Here is an 18792-nt window from a genome sequence, read left to right as displayed (position 1 = left end):
CGCCGGAGCGGGTGCTCCGGCGCGGCCGCCGATCGGTGTGCGAGAGGTCGGGACTACTCGTCCTTGCGGGAGCCGGACGGTCCGCCGAAGATCCCGCCGCCCGGTGGCTCCGTGGTCGGCGAGGGCGAGGGTTCGCCCGGATCGCCGGGACCCGCGTTCTCGCCGCCCTGGTTGTCGCCGCCCTGGTTGTCGCCGCCGGCGTTCTCCTGGCAGTCGAAGTCCAGCGGATCACACGACTCTGTGGGGCTGGCACTGCCGGAGGGCGTCTGGGACGGGGTCTGCGACGGCGTCTGCGACGGGGTCTGGGACGGCGTCTGGGTCGGCTTCTGGGTCGTGGGCGTCGGGCTCGCGTTTTCGCCGTAGACCTTGTCACCGATCGGCTTGGCCACCGGGAAGTCCTTCGGCGGCTGGCCCGCCATCGCCTGGCGCATGTAGTCGGCCCAGATCTCGGCCGGGTACGACGCACCGTGGATGGTCTCCTGACCGCCCACCCCGCGCATGGAGCGGAAGACCTGCCGCTTGGCCTGGTCGTTCACCCGCCACATGCCGATCGACGTGGACAGCTGCGGGGTGTAACCGGCGAACCAGGCCGACTTGTTCTGGTCCGTGGTTCCGGTCTTGCCCGCCGCCGGGCGCCCGATCTTCGCCGAGGTGCCGGTGCCACGCTGGATGACGTTCTTCAGCACGTCGGTGACGTTGTTCGCCACGTTCGCGTCGAAGGCCTGCTTGAGCTTGGCGTCTTCCTTGTGGTTGTAGACCTCGCCGTCCTTGTCCTCGACCCGCTCGACCGAGTACGGATCGGCCTGCTGGCCGCTGGCCGCGAAGGTCGCGTACGCCCCGGCCAGCCGGATGGCGCTGGGCTGGGAGGTGCCGAGCGAGAACGTCGGGGTGATCTCGGCCAGCTGGTCCTTGCTGAGGCCCGAGTCCAGGGCCGCGTCCCGCACCTTGTCGGTGCCGACGTCCATGCCCAGCTGGATGAAGGGCGTGTTCACCGAGTACTGCATGGCGGTGCGGAGGTTGATCTTGCCCTTGTCCTCATCACCGTCGTTCCTCTGGTGCCACTCCTGGTTGTTCCGGTCCGTCCAGACGGATCCGTCGTAGTCGCGCAGGGTCAGCTTGTTGTCACCGTCGTAGACACTCGCCGGGGAGACCTTGGTGCGTTCCGCGTCCGGTTGGTCACGCGGTCCGTTGCGGTCCCGGACCCCGTCCCTCATCGCCGCGGCCAGTACGAAGGGCTTGAAGGTCGAGCCCACCTGGACACCGGTGTAGTCCGCGTTGTTGCGATAGTGCTGCAGCGCGTCATTGCCACCGTAGATGGCCTTGATCTTGCCCGACTTGGGCTCCACCGAGGCACCGCCGAACTGCACGTATTTATCCACATCGCGCTGTTTCGGCTTGATGTTCTCCTTGGATACCTTGCGGACCGCGTTCTCCAGCTGACCCATCTTCTTGCGGTCGAAGGTGGTGTGGATCTGATAGCCGCCCTTGTCCAGCTCCGTCTTGGAGATGTTGGTGTTGGCGACGACGTAGTTGTCGGCGAGGTCGGTCAGATAGCCGATCTGGCCCTGCTTGTTCGTCGCCACCTTCGGGCTCTTCGTCTGCGGGAAGCGCTTGTCGAGCCAGTACTGGGCCTGGTCCTTGGACAGCCGACCCACCTGGACCTCGCGCTTGAGGATCCACGCCCAGCGCGCCGTGGCCCGCTTGGTGTTCGCCTCCGCGCTCGCGGACGGTCCGTAGCCGCCGTTCGGGTCGTACAGGTTGGGCCCGTTGAGCGTCGCGGCGAGGAAGGCGCTCTGGCTCGGGTTCAGCTTCTCGCAGTCCCTGTCGAAGTACGCGCGGGCCGCCGCCTGACAGCCGTAGGCACCGCGACCGTAGTACGCGGTGTTCAGGTACCCCCGGAGGATGTAGTCCTTGCTCTTGGTCGTGCCGACCTTGACGGAGATGAGCAGTTCCTTGGCCTTGCGCGTCACCGTCTGCGACTGGTCGAGGTACGTGTTCTTCACGAACTGCTGGGTGATGGTCGACCCACTCTGGGTCGCACCGCCGCGCGCCATGTTGACGACCGCGCGCGCGATACCCATCGGGTCGACGCCCGAGTCGTCGTAGAAACTGGCGTTCTCCGCGGAGATCACGGCGTTCTGCATCGACTTGGGGATCTTGCTGAGCGGCACGATCTGACGGTTGAGATCACCGCCGCCCGAGACCACCATCTGCTTGCCGTCGCCCCAGTAGTAGACGTTCTTCTGGGTCTGCGACGCGGCCTGCTCGGTGGGAACGTCGACGATCATCCACCCGATGCCCACGGCGCTGAGGATCGCCGCGAAGAAGAAGATGAAGGTTCCCGTGACGAGCCGCCAGGAGGGCATCCAGCGGCGGAAGCCCGTCTTACCCGCGCGCGGGTAGTCGATGTACCGCTTCTTGCCGGACGGCCCGTCGCCGCCCGCACCCTGCCCGTGGCCACCACCGGTGCCCCGCCGACCGCCACCGCGGCCGGCACCACCGGCACCACCGGCGCCTGGGTCTCTTCTCCGGCCTCCTCCGCCGCCGCGTTGCGCGGCGCGCCGGGCCTCGGCCCTGCCGCCGTGGGAAGGCTCTTCCCCGTGCGAGGTCGAGCCCGACCCGGCGGCGGCGTTGTGCGGTGGTGCTGCGCGACGGCCGGACGACTGCTGTCCGGCACGCCGGGCCGCTGCTCGGCCGCCGCCTTGGGGCTGCGGCGGCTTGCGACGGTGCTCGCTCATGGAACGACTACTCCTCGGGCAGGCGCTATCGCCTGAAAGCGGCAGGTGGCTTCCGGTCCCCCCGATGTGCGATCCGGCCACACCTGGCAACCGGACGCACTGCCTCCAGGACGAGGACGCAGGACAGCGTCACACGGTTCCCTTTGGTCTGCATGGCGAACAGAGTACGCACGGCCAAATCTTGTCTCCTCGGCGCCTTCACTCCATAACGCTCCGGTTGAGTCCCACGAACCGGTGATGTGACGCCGTTCACCGTGGTCGCTCTTGTCCCACCGGCATCCCGGATCTATCGTCTGGATGTATCGAGTCGATACATCAGCTCGGCATAGTGGCCCCAGGAGACGGGAGAGGCGGGCGATGAGCAGACGCTCAGGCATCCTCGAGTTCGCCATCCTCGGCCTGCTCCGCGAGTCCCCGATGCACGGATATGAGCTGCGAAAGCGCCTCAACACCTCGCTCGGGGTGTTTCGCGCGTTCAGTTACGGCAGCCTCTATCCCTGTCTCAAGACGCTCGTCGCCAACGGCTGGTTGATCGAGGAGCCCGGAAACGCCTCCGAGGAGGCCGTCGCGGCCACCCTCGCCGGCCGCCGGGCGAAGATCGTCTACAGGCTGACAGCGGAGGGAAAGGAGCGGTTCGAGGAGCTGCTCTCCCACACCGGCCCGGACGCATGGGAGGACGAGCACTTCGGCGTCCGCTTCGCCTTCTTCGGACAGACGTCGCGGGACGTACGGATGCGCGTGCTTGAAGGGCGGCGCAGCCGCCTGGAGGAGCGCCTGGCGAAGATGCGGGCCTCCCTGGCCCGCACCCGCGAGCGGCTGGACGACTACACCCTCGAACTCCAACGACACGGCATGGAGTCGGTGGAGCGCGAGGTCCGCTGGCTGAACGAGCTGATCGAGAGCGAGCGGGCCGGGCGCGACCAGCGCGACGAGCCCGATGACACCGCCAAGTGAGGCCCCGCACCCCGCAGGGCTTCGTCAAGTACACACAGGGAGCAACCGGAATGGGTTCGGTTCGTGTAGCCATCGTCGGTGTGGGCAACTGTGCCGCGTCACTGGTGCAGGGCGTCGAGTACTACAAGGACGCCGACCCGGACACCCGCGTGCCGGGTCTGATGCATGTGCAGTTCGGCGACTACCACGTCCGTGACGTGGAGTTCGTCGCCGCCTTCGACGTGGACGCGAAGAAGGTCGGGCTCGACCTCTCCGACGCCATCGGCGCCAGCGAGAACAACACCGTCAAGATCTGCGACGTGCCGTCGACCGGCATCACGGTCCAGCGCGGCCACACGCACGACGGCCTCGGCAAGTACTACCGGCAGACCATCGACGAGTCCGACGAGACCCCGGTCGACGTGGTCCAGGTCCTCAAGGACAAGCAGGTCGACGTCCTGGTTTGCTACCTGCCCGTGGGCTCGGAGGACGCCGCCAAGTTCTACGCCCAGTGCGCCATCGACGCCAAGGTCGGCTTCGTCAACGCGCTCCCGGTCTTCATCGCCGGGACCAAGGAGTGGGCGGACAAGTTCACCGAGGCGGGCGTGCCGATCGTCGGTGACGACATCAAGTCGCAGGTCGGCGCCACCATCACGCACCGGGTGCTGGCGAAGCTGTTCGAGGACCGGGGCGTCATCCTGGACCGCACCATGCAGCTGAACGTCGGCGGCAACATGGACTTCAAGAACATGCTCGAGCGCGAGCGCCTGGAGTCCAAGAAGATCTCCAAGACGCAGGCCGTCACCTCTCAGATCCCGGACCGCGACCTGGGCGCCGACAACGTCCACATCGGCCCGTCGGACTACGTGGCCTGGCTGGACGACCGCAAGTGGGCGTACGTGCGCCTCGAGGGCCGGGCGTTCGGCGATGTCCCGCTGAACCTGGAGTACAAGCTCGAGGTGTGGGACTCCCCGAACTCCGCGGGCGTCATCATCGACGCGCTGCGCGCCGCGAAGATCGCCAAGGACCGCGGCATCGGCGGCCCGATCCTCTCCGCCTCCTCGTACTTCATGAAGTCGCCGCCGGTGCAGTACTTCGACAACGAGGCCCGGGAGAACGTGGAGAAGTTCATCAAGGGTGAGGTCGAGCGCTGAGCCAGGGCACCGAGCCTCGGCACTGAGCCAGGACGGCGCGCCAGGACAGTGCGCCGTGCGGCGCTGATCTCCGCCGCTTGATCACGGGCCTCCGGGAATCCCCCCGGAGGCCCGTGCGGTGTGTGAAGGTGGCGTCATGCCCGTTGTGCGTGATCTCCGCGTGCTGCTGCAACTGCGCGACTTCCGCCATCTGCTGGCCGTCCGCCTGCTGTCCCAGGCGGCCGATGGTGTCTACCAGGTCGCACTCGCCACCTACGTGGTCTTCTCGCCGGAGAAGGAGACGTCCGCCGCGGCCATCGCCTCCGCCATGGCCGTCCTGCTACTCCCCTACTCCCTCCTCGGCCCCTTCGCCGGTGTGCTGCTGGACCGCTGGCGCCGCCGCCAGGTCCTGCTCCACGGCAATCTGCTGCGCTCCGGGCTGGCCGCCGGAACCGCGATCCTGGTCCTCGCCCAGGTACCGGAGTGGCTCTTCTACGTTTCCGCCCTGTCGGTGACGGCGGTCAACCGCTTCGTCCTGGCAGGCCTTGCCGCCTCGCTGCCACGGGTGGTGGACAGCCAGGAGCGCCTGGTCATGGCCAACTCCCTCTCACCGACCGCGGGCACGCTCGCCGCCACCGCGGGCGGTGGCGTGGCATTCGTGGTCCGGCTCTCCGGCCCGGGCGGCTCCTCTTCGGACGCCCTGGTCGTCCTGCTGGGCGCCGCGCTCTACCTCCTCGCCGGGCTCTCGGCGCTCCGTATGCCCTCCGGCCTCCTTGGGCCCGATCCGGCGGCCCTGCAACCGCACCTGGGAGCCGCCCTGGTGAGCACCACCCGCGGACTGGTGGCCGGGGTACGCCATCTCCTGCAGCGCAGGGATCCCACCATCGCCCTGACCGCGATGACGCTGATGCGCTTCTGCTACGGCGCCCTCACCGTCACCGTGCTGATGCTCTGCCGGTACGCATGGGCCGACGACGAGTCGGGCGGGCTGGCGCTCCTCGGCATCGCGGTCGGCGTCTCGGGCGCGGGCTTCTTCGCCGCAGCGGTGATCACCCCCTGGGCGGTGAGCAAACTGTCCTCGCTCGACGCCTCCCGGCCGGACGGCCAGCTGCACTGGGTGATGGTGTGCGCGGGGATCGCCGCCGTCCTGGAACCGGGCCTGGGACTCCCCTTCGAACCGGCCCCGATGCTGATCGCCGCCTTCGTGCTCGGCCTCATCACCCAGGGCGCGAAGATCGCCACCGACACCGTCGTCCAGTCCGCGATCGACGACGACTTCCGCGGGCGGATCTTCTCCCTCTATGACGTGCTCTTCAACGTCGCCTTCGTGGGAGCCGCGGGAGTGGCCGCCCTGATGCTGCCGCCGGATGGAGCATCGGCCGTTCTGGTGGCCGGGGTGGCACTCCTCTACGCGGCGACCGCCGCCCTGCTCATGTTTCACGTGAAACGCCGCCCCGGGACACGCACAGGGATCGATGTTTCACGTGAAACGTGACGCGCGGGGGCGCGGCGTCAGCCCTGGGACTGAGCCGCCCACCACTCCTTGAGCGCCTCGACGGCGGCGTCCCGGTCCATGGGGCCGTGCTCCAGCCTCAGCTCCAGCAGATGCTTGTACGCCTTGCCGACCTGCGGCCCCGGAGCGATGCCGAGCACCTTCATGATCTCGTTGCCGTCCAGGTCCGGGCGGATCGCGTCCAGCTCCTCCTGGTCCTGGAGCCTCGCGATCCGCTCCTCCAGCCCGTCGTACGCCCGCGAGAGCGCCATGGCCTTGCGCTTGTTGCGCGTCGTGCAGTCCGAGCGGGTCAGCTTGTGCAGCCGGTCCAGCAGCGGCCCCGCGTCGCGCACATAGCGCCGCACGGCCGAATCGGTCCATTCGCCCGTGCCGTAGCCGTGGAAGCGCAGATGCAGCTCGACCAGCCGGGAGACATCCTTCACCAGCTCATTGGAGTACTTGAGCTTCGTCATCCGCGACTTGGTCATCTTGGCGCCCACCACCTCGTGGTGGTGGAAGGAGACGCGGCCGTCCTTCTCGAAGCGGCGGGTCTTCGGCTTTCCGATGTCGTGCAGCAGCGCGGCCAGCCGCAGCACCAGGTCGGGCCCGTCCTCCTCCAGATCCATGGCCTGGTCCAGCACGGTCAGCGAGTGCTCGTACACATCCTTGTGCCGGTGATGCTCATCACGCTCCAGCCGCAGGGCGGGGATCTCCGGCACTACGCAGTCGGCGAGCCCGGTCTCGACCAGCAGCCGCAGTCCCTTCCGGGGGTGGGCGCCGAGGAGCAGCTTGTTCAGCTCGTCCCGCACCCGCTCCGCCGAGACGATGTCGATCCGTCCGGCCATCGCCGTCATCGCGGCGACCACTTCGGGCGCCACCTCGAAGTCGAGCTGGGAGGCGAACCGCGCCGCGCGCATCATCCGCAGCGGATCGTCGGAGAAGGAGTCCTGCGGGGTGCCGGGGGTGCGCAGCACCCGCGCGGCGAGATCTTCGAGCCCGTTGTGCGGGTCGATGAACTCCTTCTGCGGGAGCGCCACCGCCATCGCGTTGACCGTGAAGTCGCGGCGGACCAGATCTTCCTCGATGGATTCGCCGTAGGACACCTCGGGCTTCCGGGACGTCCGATCATAGGCTTCCGACCGATACGTCGTGATTTCGATCTGGAAGTTCTGATGTGTCCCGTTGTCGCCCGGTCCTTCCTTCTGGCACCCGACCGTGCCGAAGGCGATGCCCACCTCCCACACGGCGTCCGCCCAGGGCCGGACGATCTTCAGCACGTCGTCGGGGCGGGCGTCCGTCGTGAAGTCCAGATCGTTACCGAGGCGGCCGAGCAGCGCGTCCCGTACCGAGCCGCCGACCAGCGCCAGGCTGAACCCGGCCTGCTGAAAGCGTCGGGCGAGATCGTCGGCGACGGGAGAGACCCGCAAGAGTTCGGCCACGGCACGGCGCTGCACCTGGTTGAGCTCATTGGTGGACTGCGGGGATCGGCTGTCATTGTTGGCGTTCGGCACAACAGAACAGGGTACGTGGCCGCGCGCCCCGGGGCCTCCACGTTGATCGTCGATTCCATCACGGTGACGATCTTGTGGAGCTGTCCACAGCACTTCGCCACAGCGGGCATCGTTACCATTCGTGGACGCACATTGCGACGACCACTGACGATCACAGACGACAAGGGACGGGCGAGCGCGTGGCCGATGCGGCAGACCTCCGGGAGACGACGTCCTCTCGCGCCCGCCGATGGCTACGGCGGACCGGGGCGCTGCTCGCAGCGGCGCCCGTACTCGCGGGCGTACTGCAGGCCCCGGCGGCCCCCGCGGCCCAGGCGGCGGGCAAACCCACCGGCTCGCGCTCGGTGGATGTGGACATCACCTCGCTGACGCCCACCGCACCGGCCAAGAGCGACACGCTCACCGTCAGCGGCACCGTCACCAACGACAGCGGTTCGACGGTCTCCGGCTCCCATGTCGGCCTCCGCGTCGGCCCCACCCTGGAGGGCCGCAACGCGATCGACAGCGCCTCCCGGCGGACCGGCTACCAGCAGGGTGCCGACGGCACCGAGATCGGCGGCAAGTACACCGAGAAGATCGGCAAGCTGGGCGCGGGTGCCAGCCGGGACTTCACGCTCTCCATACCGGTGAACGAGCTGCACCTCGGGGAGGACGGCGTCTATCAGCTCGGTGTCTCCCTCACCGGCCAGACCCAGAGCCGCCCCTGGCAGCAGGTGCTGGGCATCAAGCGCACCTTCCTGCCCTGGCAGTCGGGTGCGCCGTCCAAGAAGACGCAGCTCACCTATCTGTGGCCGCTGATCTCCACGCCCCATGTGACGTCGCGCACCGACGCGGACGAGGACCGGACACCGATCTTCCGTGACGACCGTCTCAAGGCGGAGCTGGCCCCCGGCGGCCGGCTCCAGCAGATGGTCAGCCTCGGGAAGAACCTCCCCATCACCTGGGTGATCGACCCCGATCTGCTCGCCACGGTCGACGCGATGACGCGGGAGTACGAGGTCCAGAAGCGGCACGGGGACGGGACCACGGCGGGGACCGGGCAGACGGTCGCCAAGCGGTGGCTCAACGACCTGCAGAAGGCCGTGGAGGGCCAGCAGGTGGTCGCCCTGCCGTTCTCCGACCCCGACATCGCGTCGCTCGCCCACCACGGCACGAGCGTCCCCGGCGCCCTCAGCCACCTCCGGGACGCCACCGAGCTGGCCTCGATGACCGTGCAGACGGTTCTCGGGGTGAAGCCGCGCACCGACTTCGCCTGGCCCGCCGACGGCGCGGTGGACTCCTCGATCGTCGACGTCGCCACCTCCGCGGGCGCCCATAACGTCATCGCGCGGAGCGACAGCCTCCGGGAGACCGGCAACCTCTCGTACACCCCCACCGCGGCCCGGCAGATCGGCGGCGGCAACACGGCGGTGGTCGCGGACGCCCGGCTGTCCACCGCCTTCACCGGCGACATGTCCAAGGCGGACAACTCCACGCTCGCCATCCAGCGGTTCCTCGCCCAGAGCCAGATGATCAACCTTCAGGCGCCGGACCGGCAGCGCAGCGTCGTCGTGGCTCCGCAGCGCATTCCGACCACCAGCCAGGCGCAGGCCATGGCGGCGGCCCTGGACGGCCTGTCCGGACAGTGGACCCAGCCGCTGGGCCTGGGACAGGCCGCGAAGGCCAAGCCCGACCCGAACGCCACCCAGCGCGTGCCCAGCACCCGCGCGTACCCCGGTTCGCTCCGCCGCCAGGAGCTGCCGACCCAGGCGTTCAAGGACGTCCGCGACACCCAGAACACGCTCAGCAGCTTCGAGCCGATCCTCACCGCCAAGTTCCGGGTGGTCACTCCCTTCGGCAACGCGATCCGGCGGGAGATGTCCACCTCATGGCGGGGCAACGCCCTGGGCGCCACCCACTTCCGCGACGGCGTCCAGCGCTACCTGACCGGGCTGACCAAGAAGGTGCGCCTGATCCCGAAGACGGACATGACGCTGTCCGGGCGGAGCGCGACCATCCCGGTGACCGTGCAGAACAACCTGGTGCAGGCCGTCCGGCTGCGGCTGGTCCTCAAGTCCCAGCAGGGAAACCGCCTGGCGGTCAGCGAGCCCCAGGTGGTCAACGTCGAGGGCGGGCACAGCCAGTCCGTGAAGTTCGGGACCACGGCCAACGCGAACGGTCCGGTGTGGGTGACGGCCCAGCTGGTCACGCCGGACGGGCAGAAGTACGGCGACGAGGAGACGTTCGAGGTGAATGTCACCGAGATCACATCGACCGTCATCCTCGTGATCGCGGGCGGTGTGCTGCTGCTGGTCCTCGCCGGAATCCGGATCTACCTCCAGCGCAAGCGGGCGGCCACCGCGAACAGCGGCGATGAGGACACCGAGGCCACGGAGGAGGACGAGGCGACGGACGCGGAGGCCGATGGAAGCGACCCCGCCCCCGCCCTCGTGCCCGAGCAGCCGAGTGACCCGGCGCCGGACACCGGTTCGCAAAGCGCCGGGGCGTCCGGCGCGGGTGAGAAAGTGGACCGTTGAGCAATTCCGGGGCCGGCCGGCCGCAGCGGACGATGAGGTGGGGTAGCGATGAACGCGCCGTATGACGGTGAGCGGCGGATGCCGCCGCCTTCCCCCCACGCGCCCCAGGAACCCTATGGACAGGAACCGCACCAGAACGATCCATACCTGGGCAACTCTCCTCAGGCGCCGGCGAGCGATCCCCGCCAGGACTACGGGCAGTACTACGTGCAGGACCCGTACGCGGACGACCCGTACGCGACCGGCAGCTTCACGCCGTACCCCTATCCGGCGCAGGACGCGTACGGACATGACCCGCTGACGGATCCGCTGTACGACCGGTCCGGCCCCCAGCAGAACGGCTACCAGCAGCAGACGCCGTACCAGCAGCAGCCCGCCGCGCCGCAGGGCGCCGACCCCCAGGTGTGGCCGGTGGCACCCGGCTCCCAGGAGCCGTACCAACAGCAGTACGCGGCCGAGCCCACCGCCACGGGATACAGCGAGGGCGGCTACGGGCCGGGGGAGCAGCAGCCGCAGCAGGACGCCTTCGCACACCTCTACCGCGACCAGCAGCAGCCCTACGACCCGCGGAGCGCCCAGGGGTATCCGCAGGGCGCTCAGGGCTACCCGCCCGTGCCCCCGCCGGGCCAGCCGCCGGTGCCCGGGCCCGCGCGGCACGAGTCCGTGCCCCCGTCGGCCAGTGCTCCCACCATGGCCGCTCCGGTGGTGAGCCCGCCCGGCCCCCCTGAGAGCGACGAGAAGGCCGAGGCCGCCCCGAAGCGCTCCGGCGGCCGCGCGGCCAGCCTGCTCCAGTCCAGCGCCCTCATGGCCGCCGGAACCCTGGTCTCCCGGCTGACCGGCTTCGTCCGGCAGATGGTGATCGTCGCGGGCCTCGGCGCCGCCTCTCTGGGCCAGGCGTACGCGGTCGCGTATCAGCTGCCCGCGATGATCTACTTCCTCACCGTCGGTGGCGGTCTGAACTCCGTCTTCGTGCCGCAGCTCGTGCGCGCGATGAAGGAGGACAAAGACGGCGGCATCGCCTACGCCAACCGTCTGCTCACCCTCACGATGGTCGCCCTCGGCGGCCTGGTCGCCCTGTCCATGTTCGCGGCCCCGGCTCTGATCCGGATGCTCTCGGCGGACATCGCGGGCGACCCGGCGGCCAACGAGGTCGCGGTCGCCTTCGCCCGCTACTGCCTGCCCACCATCTTCTTCATGGGTGTGCACGTCGTGGTCGGCCAGATCCTCAACGCCCGCGGCAAGTTCGGCGCGATGATGTGGACCCCGGTCCTCAACAACATCGTCGTCATCGCGACCTTCGGCCTCTTCATCTGGGTCTTCGGTACCTTCAGCACCTCCCAGATGGGCGTCACCACCATCACGGACGAGGGGATGCGGCTGCTCGGCATCGGCACCCTGCTCGGCCTCACCGTCCAGGCCCTGGCGATGTTCCCCTACCTCCGGGCCTCCGGCTTCCGCTTCCGTCCCCGGTTCGACTGGCGGGGCCACGGCCTCGGCAAGGCCGCCAGGCTCGCCAAGTGGACCGTGCTGTTCGTGCTCGCCAACCAGGCCGGCAACATCGTGGTGACCCAGCTCGCCACCGCGGCCGGTTCCGACGCCGACAACATGAACGCCCCCGGTGCCAGCTACGTCGGCTACACCAGCGCCCAGCTCATCTGGAACATGCCGCAGGCCATCATCACCGTCTCGGTGATGGCCGCCCTGCTGCCGCGGCTCTCCCGGTCGGCCCACGACGGCGACCCCGGGGCGGTCCGCGACGACCTCTCCCAGGGCCTGCGCACCTCCGCCGTCGCCATCGTCCCGCTCGCCTTCGGCTTCGTGGCGCTCGGCGTCCCCCTGTGCACCCTGCTCTTCGGCACCTCGGGCACCGCGACGGCCCAGAACATGGGCTACATCCTGATGGCGTTCGGCCTCGGGCTCATCCCGTTCTCGGTGCAGTACGTCGTCCTGCGCGGCTTCTACGCCTACGAGGACACCCGCACCCCCTTCTACAACACGGTGATCGTCGCCGCCGTCAACGCCGCCGCCTCCGCGCTCTGCTACGTCCTCCTGCCGACCCGATGGATCGTGGCCGGTATGGCCGCCTCCTACGGCCTGGCGTACGCCGCCGGTGTGGGCGTGGCCTGGAAGCGACTGGGCAAGCGACTGGGTGGCGATCTCGACGGCCGCCGTGTCGTGCGCACCTACACCCGCCTGGTGGGCGCCAGCATCCCCGCCGCTCTGCTGAGCGGCGCGGCGGCTTATGCCATCACTCAGGCGCTGGGGTCCGGCATGTCCGGTTCCCTAGCCGCATTGGCGGGCGGAGGTCTCGTTCTTATCGCGGTCTTCTACATTGCTGCGAAACGGATGCGCATTGATGAGCTGACGGCCATGGTCGGTATGGTGCGCGGACGACTCGGACGCTGATCATTGAGCACAACCATCGTCCGTCATCGTGTGTCGTGCATAGCGGCGGACTGTGGGCACAATTGTCTTGGCTCGGAGTAGGCGCAACGGATGGGGAGGCAGGAACGACGGTGGCGGAACGGAGCACGGCTGCCGTCGACGTGGCCGACAGCGACGGCGAGGAGTCGCTGACCGCCGAGGCGGGAAAGGCCACGGCCGACGGGGCGGGGACGCATCAGAAGACCGGTCAGGAAACAGAGGCCGCGGGCAACCGGGATAAAGGTGCCGCGGCCGACGTAAATCCCCCCGAGCTACATAGCGGCCACAAGTTGGCCAGACGCTATCGTTTGGAGGAGTGCGTCACCCGACTGGACGGATTCAGCAGTTGGCGTGCGGTGGACGAGAAACTGCGCCGGGCCGTCGGCGTTCACGTCCTTCCAGCAGACCATCCGCGGGCCCGTCCGGTGCTGGCCGCCGCCCGCTCGGCGGCGCTGCTGGGTGACCCTCGCTTCGTCCAGGTACTCGACGCCGTCGAGGAGAACGACCTCGTCTACGTCGTCCACGAATGGCTTCCCGACGCCACCGAGCTGACTACTGTGCTCGCCTCGGCGCCGCTCGAGCCGCACGACGCTTATCAACTCGTCAGCCAGGTCTCCCAGGCCATGGCCGCCGCCCACCGCGAAGGCCTGGCCCATCTGCGGCTGAACCCCGGCTCCGTGCTCCGCACGGAATCGGGCCAGTACCGCATCCGCGGCCTCGCCGTCATGGCCGCGCTGCGCGGCATCAGTTCCGAACACCCGCAGCGCACCGACACCGAGTCGATCGGGGCCCTGCTGTACGCCGCGCTCACCCAGCGCTGGCCGTACGACAAGGACGCCCACGGCCTCTCCGGGCTGCCCAAGGGCGTCGGCCTGATCGCCCCCGACCAGGTCCGCGCGGGGGTCCACCGAGGGCTGTCCGAGCTGGCGATGCGCGCGCTGGTCAACGACGGCGCCACCGCCTCCCGTCAGGACCAGCCCTGCACCACCCCTGAGGAGCTGTCCAAGGCGGTCGCGGCCATGCCGCGCATCCGGCCGCCCGAGCCCGTCTTCACGCCCTCCCCGGCGTACCAGCGCACCACGTACCAGCAGGGCTACGGCCAGCCGCCCGCACACGGCGGCGCGTCGCGCGCGGCGGGCCCCGCCGCGGTCCCCATGGCTCCGCCGCCCCCGCTGCAGAGCCGTACCGGCAGGGCCCTCAAGTGGACCGTCTCGGCCCTGCTGATCGCGGCCCTGGGCCTCGGCAGCTGGCAACTCGCGGACACCCTTCTGAAGAAGGAGGACAAGCCGGACCCCGGCAAGTCCACCAGTCAGAAGGACGACGACAAGCCCGGCCAGGTTGCCAGCAAGCCGATCTCGATCCAGGACGCCGCCGAGTTCGCTCCGGACGGCGCAGCGCAGAACGCCGACGAGGCCGACCTCACCCATGACGGGAAGACGTCGACTGCCTGGCATACCAACAGCTTCTTCGACGGCCCTCAGCTCGCCCCGAGCATCAAGCGGGGGGTCGGCATCGTCTACGACCTCGGCTCGGAGCAGAAGATCAGCGGCGCCTCGCTCTCGCTTCGGTTCGGCGGCCCCTACACGGAAGTCTCACTGTACGGAACGGATTCCCTCACACCATCCGCGTCGGCAGGGGACCCCGTCGGCTCGTTCACGAAGCTTGCTTCGCGCCAGACGTCGTCCACGACGTCCGAGCTGAAGGTCAAGGGCACCAAGAAGAGCCGGTACGTCCTCGTCTGGATGACCGCGATGCCGAGCGCACCGGGCGACGAGTACAGCGACCCTGGCTACAAGCAGGCCATCACTGAAGTGAAGTTCACCGGCTGACCCCAGGGCAGCCGGCCGACCGGGGAGGGGGCTCAACGTTGGACGACGCCACCATCGGCGGAGCAAGCGACGGCGAGCTCCTCGCTCAGCACGTGGCCGGCGATCCGCATGCCTTCGGTGAAATCGTGCGACGCCACCGCGACAGACTCTGGGCGGTGGCGCTGCGCACCCTCGGCGACCGGGAGGAGGCCGCCGACGCGGTCCAGGACGCGCTCGTCTCCGCCTACCGCGCCGCGCACACCTTCCGGGGCCAGTCCGCCGTGACGACCTGGCTCCACCGCATCACGGTCAACGCGTGTCTGGACCGGGCCCGCAAGGCCGCCTCCCGTCGCACCTCCCCCGTCGACGACACCGAGCGGCTCGAGCAGCTTCTGGAGCCCCATGAGTCGGCCGCCGCGCCCGCCGAGCGTGGCGATCTCCATCGCGAGCTGCTGGGTGCGCTGCGCACCCTCCCGCCCGAGCAGCGTGCCGCCCTGGTGCTGGTCGACATGCAGGGCTATCCCGTGGCGGAGGCCGCGAAGGTCCTGGATGTCCCCACCGGCACCGTGAAAAGCCGCTGCGCGCGGGGACGCGCCCGGCTGCTCCCGCTGCTGTCGCACCTCCATCCCAATGGAAGGGGTAGCGTCCCCTCCGGCGGGGGAAGGAACCGGTCGCAGGGGACATCCGTCCCACCAGCGGCAGGACCGACTGACACAGATGCCGTGAAGGGCGGAGGTGGGCGAGCGTGACATCCTCGACGGACACGGACGAGCACCCGGAAGTCGCGGAGATCTCCGCACTCACCGAGGGACTGCTCTCTCCGTCCCGCACCGTCGATGTGCGCACTCACCTCGCCACCTGCGGGCTGTGTGCCGATGTACAGACGTCCCTGGACGAGATCCGCTCGACGCTGGGCACCCTCCCGGGGCCGGTGCGGATGCCCGATGACATCGCGGGCCGGATCGACGCCGCGCTCGCCGCCGAGGCCCTGCTCGACGCGACGGCTCCCGGTGACCGCGCTTCGGTTTCACGTGAAACCGAGGCAGCCGCGTCCACCGAGCATGTTTCACGTGAAACCGAGGGCGCGGCCGACCCCGCAGACCCCGCGACGGAGGGGAAGCCCTCCCCGGCCGTGGGCCGCCCCGCAGGGCGCCCGCGCGCCGCCACCGGACCGGGACGCAAGGCCACCCCTCGCACGGCCGCAGGGGCCCGTGGGAGCCGCACCCGGCGCTGGCCCAAGGTGCTGCTCGGAAGCGCGTGCGCCGCCGCCGTGATCGGCGTCGGCACCCTCTTCTTCCCCGGTGGCTCGGATCACGACAACGGCGGCCCCGGCACCACGGCCCACGCGGACCCCAGCTCCACAGCGAAGGCCGGCCTCTCCGCGGGGAGCCTCAAGGGCCGCGTGCAGGAGATGCTCGCCGAGCGGAAGACCACCCCGTCGCGCGGAGTCACCACCCAAAACACTCCGGATATGCCGCTGCGCGCGAACGACCCGGTGGTTCCGTCCTGTGTCCAGCGCGGGACCGGTCGGTCCCAGCCCGTTCTCGCCGCGCAGCAGGACACCTACGACGGCAAGACGGCCTACATCGTCGTCCTGCCGCACCGCTCCGACAGCTCGCTCGTCGAAGCCTTCGTGATCGACGCCTCCTGTGTCTCCGCTTCCCACGCCAGCCCCGGGAAGCTTCTGGTGACCCGTACGTATCCGCGAGGCTGAGGCACAGCCCACAACCACGGCCCGCCTGGCAGCACGCGGGAATGCGGGACCCGTAGGATCCGTTGGGTGGGATGGCAGCGATTCTCCGGAAGCCCGGGGAATGCGCCGTCGCCCAGTCAGCAGTCGGCAGTCGGCAGAGACAAGGAAGACATCCGTGAGCGACGTCCGCAACGTGATCATCATCGGTTCCGGGCCCGCGGGCTATACGGCCGCGCTCTACACCGCCCGTGCTTCCTTGAAGCCGCTGGTCTTCGAGGGATCCGTGACCGCCGGTGGTGCCCTGATGAACACCACCGACGTGGAGAACTTCCCCGGCTTCCGTGAGGGCATCATGGGCCCTGACCTGATGGACAACATGCGGGGACAGGCCGAGCGCTTCGGCGCCGAGCTGGTCCCGGACGATGTGGCCGCGGTCGACCTCAGCGAGGACATCAAGACCGTCACCGACTCCGCCGGGACGGTGCACCGCGCGAAGACCATCATCGTCAGCACCGGCTCCCAGCACCGCAAGCTGGGGCTGGCCCGTGAGGACGAGCTTTCGGGCCGTGGCGTCTCCTGGTGTGCCACCTGTGACGGGTTCTTCTTCAAGGACCAGGACATCGCCGTCATCGGCGGCGGTGACACCGCGATGGAGGAAGCGACCTTCCTGTCGCGGTTCGCCAAGTCGGTCACCGTGGTCCACCGCCGGGACACGCTGCGGGCCAGCAAGGCGATGCAGGAGCGTGCCTTCGCCGACCCGAAGATCTCGTTCATCTGGGACAGCGAGGTCACGGAGATCCACGGCGACGGCAAGCTCGCCAGCCTGACCCTGCGCGACATCAAGAAGGACGAGACCTCCGAGCTGCCGGTCACGGGCCTGTTCATCGCGATCGGCCATGACCCGCGGACCGAGCTGTTCAAGGGCCAGCTGCACCTGGACGACGAGGGCTACCTGAAGGTGGAGTCGCCCTCCACCCGCACGAACCTGCCGGGTGTCTTCGCCGCGGGTGATGTCGTGGACCACACCTACCGTCAGGCGATCACCGCCGCCGGCACCGGCTGTGCGGCCGCCCTGGACGCCGAGCGCTTCCTGGCCTCCCTGGGCGACGGCGAAGACGCCACCGTCTGAACCCGCTTCCTTCCCTGCACCAACGATTAAGGAGATTAGCCATGGCCGGTGCCACGGTCACCGTGACAGACGCCGACTTCGAGGAGACCGTCCTCAAGAGCGACAAGCCGGTACTCGTCGACTTCTGGGCCGCGTGGTGCGGTCCGTGCCGTCAGATCGCCCCCTCCCTGGAGGCCATCGCCGCCGAGCACGCCGACAAGATCGTCATCGCGAAGCTCAACATTGACGAGAACCCGGCCACTGCCGCCAAGTACGGCGTGATGTCCATTCCGACGCTCAACGTCTACCAGGGCGGCGAGGTCGCCAAGACCATCGTCGGCGCCAAGCCGAAGGCCGCGATCGAGCGCGACCTGGCCGACTTCATCGGCTGAGCCTTCACCCACACCGACGAAGGGGCTGCCCGAGAGGGCAGCCCCTTCGTGTTTCACGTGGAACTCTCAGCAGGGAACGGTCAGCGGGGAACGCTCAGAGGGGACGGAGCGCCGGTTCCTTCTGCACCGCACCGAGGAGCCGGTCCAGCGCCAGCTCGACGTCCTCCTTCCAGGAGATCGTCGTCCTCAGCTCAAGCCTCAGCCGGGGATACCGCGGATGCGGCCGCACGGTCTTGAAGCCCACCGCGAGTAGATGATCGGCGGGCAGCACACACGCCGGTTCCTTCCAGGTGGCGTCCCCGAACGCCTCGATCGCCTTGAAGCCCCGGCGGATCAGATCCTTCGCGACGGTCTGCACCATCACCCGGCCCAGCCCCTGCCCCTGGTATCCCGGCATGAGCCAGGCGGTCATCAGCTGCACGGCATCCGCCGCGACCGGGCTCGTCGGAAAGGCCGTGGAGCGCGGCACATACGCGGGCGGCGCGTAGAGCACGAAGCCCACCGGCACCTCATCGACGTAGACCACGCGGCCGCAGGATCCCCACTCCAGCAGAACGGCCGAGATCCAGGCTTCCTTCTCCAGCTCCGGACGCCCGGCCCTTACCGCAGCCTCGCCGCTGACTGGGTCGAGCTCCCAGAAGACACACGCGCGACAGCGCTTGGGGATGTCCGGGAGGTTGTCCAGCGTGAGCGGTACAAGCCGACGCCCCATGAAGCCAGTCCCTCACTTCCGTGGCCACCCGCGGCACGGGCGGCTGACAGCGCACTACGCTCCCTGATCAGACTACCGACGAAACCGCCGACAGCGCCCAGGCCCAACCCTGTGGCCACCAGTCCGGTGCGGCTCACCGATCGCATGGCCCTGCCCTCCGCATGAGGTGCCTCCCATGGATCCGCCCTACCTGATCGCATCGTATCCGTGCGGAGATTGCACCGATACCGCCCTTGCGAAAAGAGCGGGTCGTGTTCCGATGGCATCGGAACCCCCACCCCCCCCCCGGGGGTACCCCCGGCCGGCCCGCGCGGGGGGCGCCCCAAGGGGGC

The 18792-nt window shown here is 69.2% G+C and carries 13 protein-coding genes; 10 read left to right on the top strand and 3 right to left on the bottom strand.

All coding sequences use genetic code 11. The annotated features are described in order from the left end of the window. Positions 1 to 53: 53 nt before the first annotated feature. Entirely contained in the window at positions 54 to 2738 is a 2685-nt protein-coding gene (locus tag ACFV9T_RS32505; protein ID WP_385446068.1) for a transglycosylase domain-containing protein, read from the bottom strand. A gap of 357 nt (positions 2739 to 3095) precedes the next feature. On the opposite strand from ACFV9T_RS32505, the gene ACFV9T_RS32500 reads away from it, so the two are divergent. The 3 genes from ACFV9T_RS32500 (at position 3096) to ACFV9T_RS32490 (ending at position 6299) form a co-directional block, all read left to right on the top strand. Continuing rightward, positions 3096 to 3692: a helix-turn-helix transcriptional regulator gene (locus ACFV9T_RS32500; protein ID WP_385446067.1), complete on the top strand. Its 597-nt coding sequence runs from the start codon at positions 3096 to 3098 to the stop codon at positions 3690 to 3692. Between the two features lie 50 nt (positions 3693 to 3742). Next, positions 3743 to 4825: an inositol-3-phosphate synthase gene (locus tag ACFV9T_RS32495; protein WP_385446066.1), complete on the top strand. Its 1083-nt coding sequence runs from the start codon at positions 3743 to 3745 to the stop codon at positions 4823 to 4825. A 136-nt stretch (positions 4826 to 4961) separates the two neighbouring features. Beyond that, a complete protein-coding gene (locus ACFV9T_RS32490) occupies positions 4962 to 6299 on the top strand; it encodes an MFS transporter (protein WP_385446065.1) in 1338 nt (445 codons plus the stop codon). A 17-nt stretch (positions 6300 to 6316) separates the two neighbouring features. Here ACFV9T_RS32490 and ACFV9T_RS32485 read toward each other — a convergent pair whose 3' ends face one another. Next, positions 6317 to 7807: a CCA tRNA nucleotidyltransferase gene (locus ACFV9T_RS32485; protein WP_385446064.1), complete on the bottom strand. Its 1491-nt coding sequence runs from the start codon at positions 7805 to 7807 to the stop codon at positions 6317 to 6319. A gap of 179 nt (positions 7808 to 7986) precedes the next feature. Between ACFV9T_RS32485 and ACFV9T_RS32480 the strand changes: the two genes are divergently transcribed. The 7 genes from ACFV9T_RS32480 to trxA all read left to right on the top strand — a co-directional run bounded on the left by ACFV9T_RS32480 (position 7987) and on the right by trxA (position 17748). Continuing rightward, a complete protein-coding gene (locus tag ACFV9T_RS32480) occupies positions 7987 to 10323 on the top strand; it encodes a DUF6049 family protein (protein WP_385446063.1) in 2337 nt (778 codons plus the stop codon). 48 nt (positions 10324 to 10371) lie between these two features. Further along, entirely contained in the window at positions 10372 to 12729 is a 2358-nt protein-coding gene (gene murJ / locus ACFV9T_RS32475; RefSeq protein WP_385446062.1) for a murein biosynthesis integral membrane protein MurJ, read from the top strand. 110 nt (positions 12730 to 12839) lie between these two features. Beyond that, the gene (locus ACFV9T_RS32470) at positions 12840 to 14576 is read left to right on the top strand and encodes a protein kinase family protein (RefSeq protein ID WP_385446061.1); all 1737 of its coding nucleotides are present in this window, start codon (positions 12840 to 12842) and stop codon (positions 14574 to 14576) included. A gap of 38 nt (positions 14577 to 14614) precedes the next feature. Beyond that, positions 14615 to 15304 (top strand): RNA polymerase sigma factor SigM, encoded by a 690-nt coding sequence (gene sigM / locus ACFV9T_RS32465; RefSeq protein ID WP_009716495.1) that lies wholly within the window; start codon positions 14615 to 14617, stop codon positions 15302 to 15304. Continuing rightward, positions 15301 to 16269 carry a hypothetical protein gene (locus ACFV9T_RS32460; RefSeq protein WP_385446060.1) on the top strand — a complete coding sequence of 323 codons (969 nt, stop codon included), beginning with the start codon at positions 15301 to 15303 and terminating at the stop codon, positions 16267 to 16269. The genes sigM and ACFV9T_RS32460 overlap by 4 nt, the downstream gene beginning before the upstream one ends. A gap of 154 nt (positions 16270 to 16423) precedes the next feature. Further along, positions 16424 to 17377 (top strand): thioredoxin-disulfide reductase, encoded by a 954-nt coding sequence (gene trxB, locus ACFV9T_RS32455; protein WP_385446058.1) that lies wholly within the window; start codon positions 16424 to 16426, stop codon positions 17375 to 17377. Positions 17378 to 17418: 41 nt separating this feature from the next. Continuing rightward, positions 17419 to 17748, top strand: a complete 330-nt coding sequence (gene trxA, locus ACFV9T_RS32450; RefSeq protein ID WP_009716492.1) for a thioredoxin — start codon at positions 17419 to 17421, stop codon at positions 17746 to 17748. Positions 17749 to 17842: 94 nt separating this feature from the next. On the opposite strand, the gene ACFV9T_RS32445 is transcribed toward trxA, so the two are convergent. Then, positions 17843 to 18460 (bottom strand): GNAT family N-acetyltransferase, encoded by a 618-nt coding sequence (locus ACFV9T_RS32445; protein WP_009716491.1) that lies wholly within the window; start codon positions 18458 to 18460, stop codon positions 17843 to 17845. Between the last annotated feature and the right edge of the window lie 332 nt (positions 18461 to 18792).

This window comes from Streptomyces sp. NPDC059850, from assembly GCF_042731515.1.
Lineage (GTDB): Bacteria > Actinomycetota > Actinomycetes > Streptomycetales > Streptomycetaceae > Streptomyces.
This window is presented reverse-complemented; position numbering and strand designations above follow the sequence as displayed.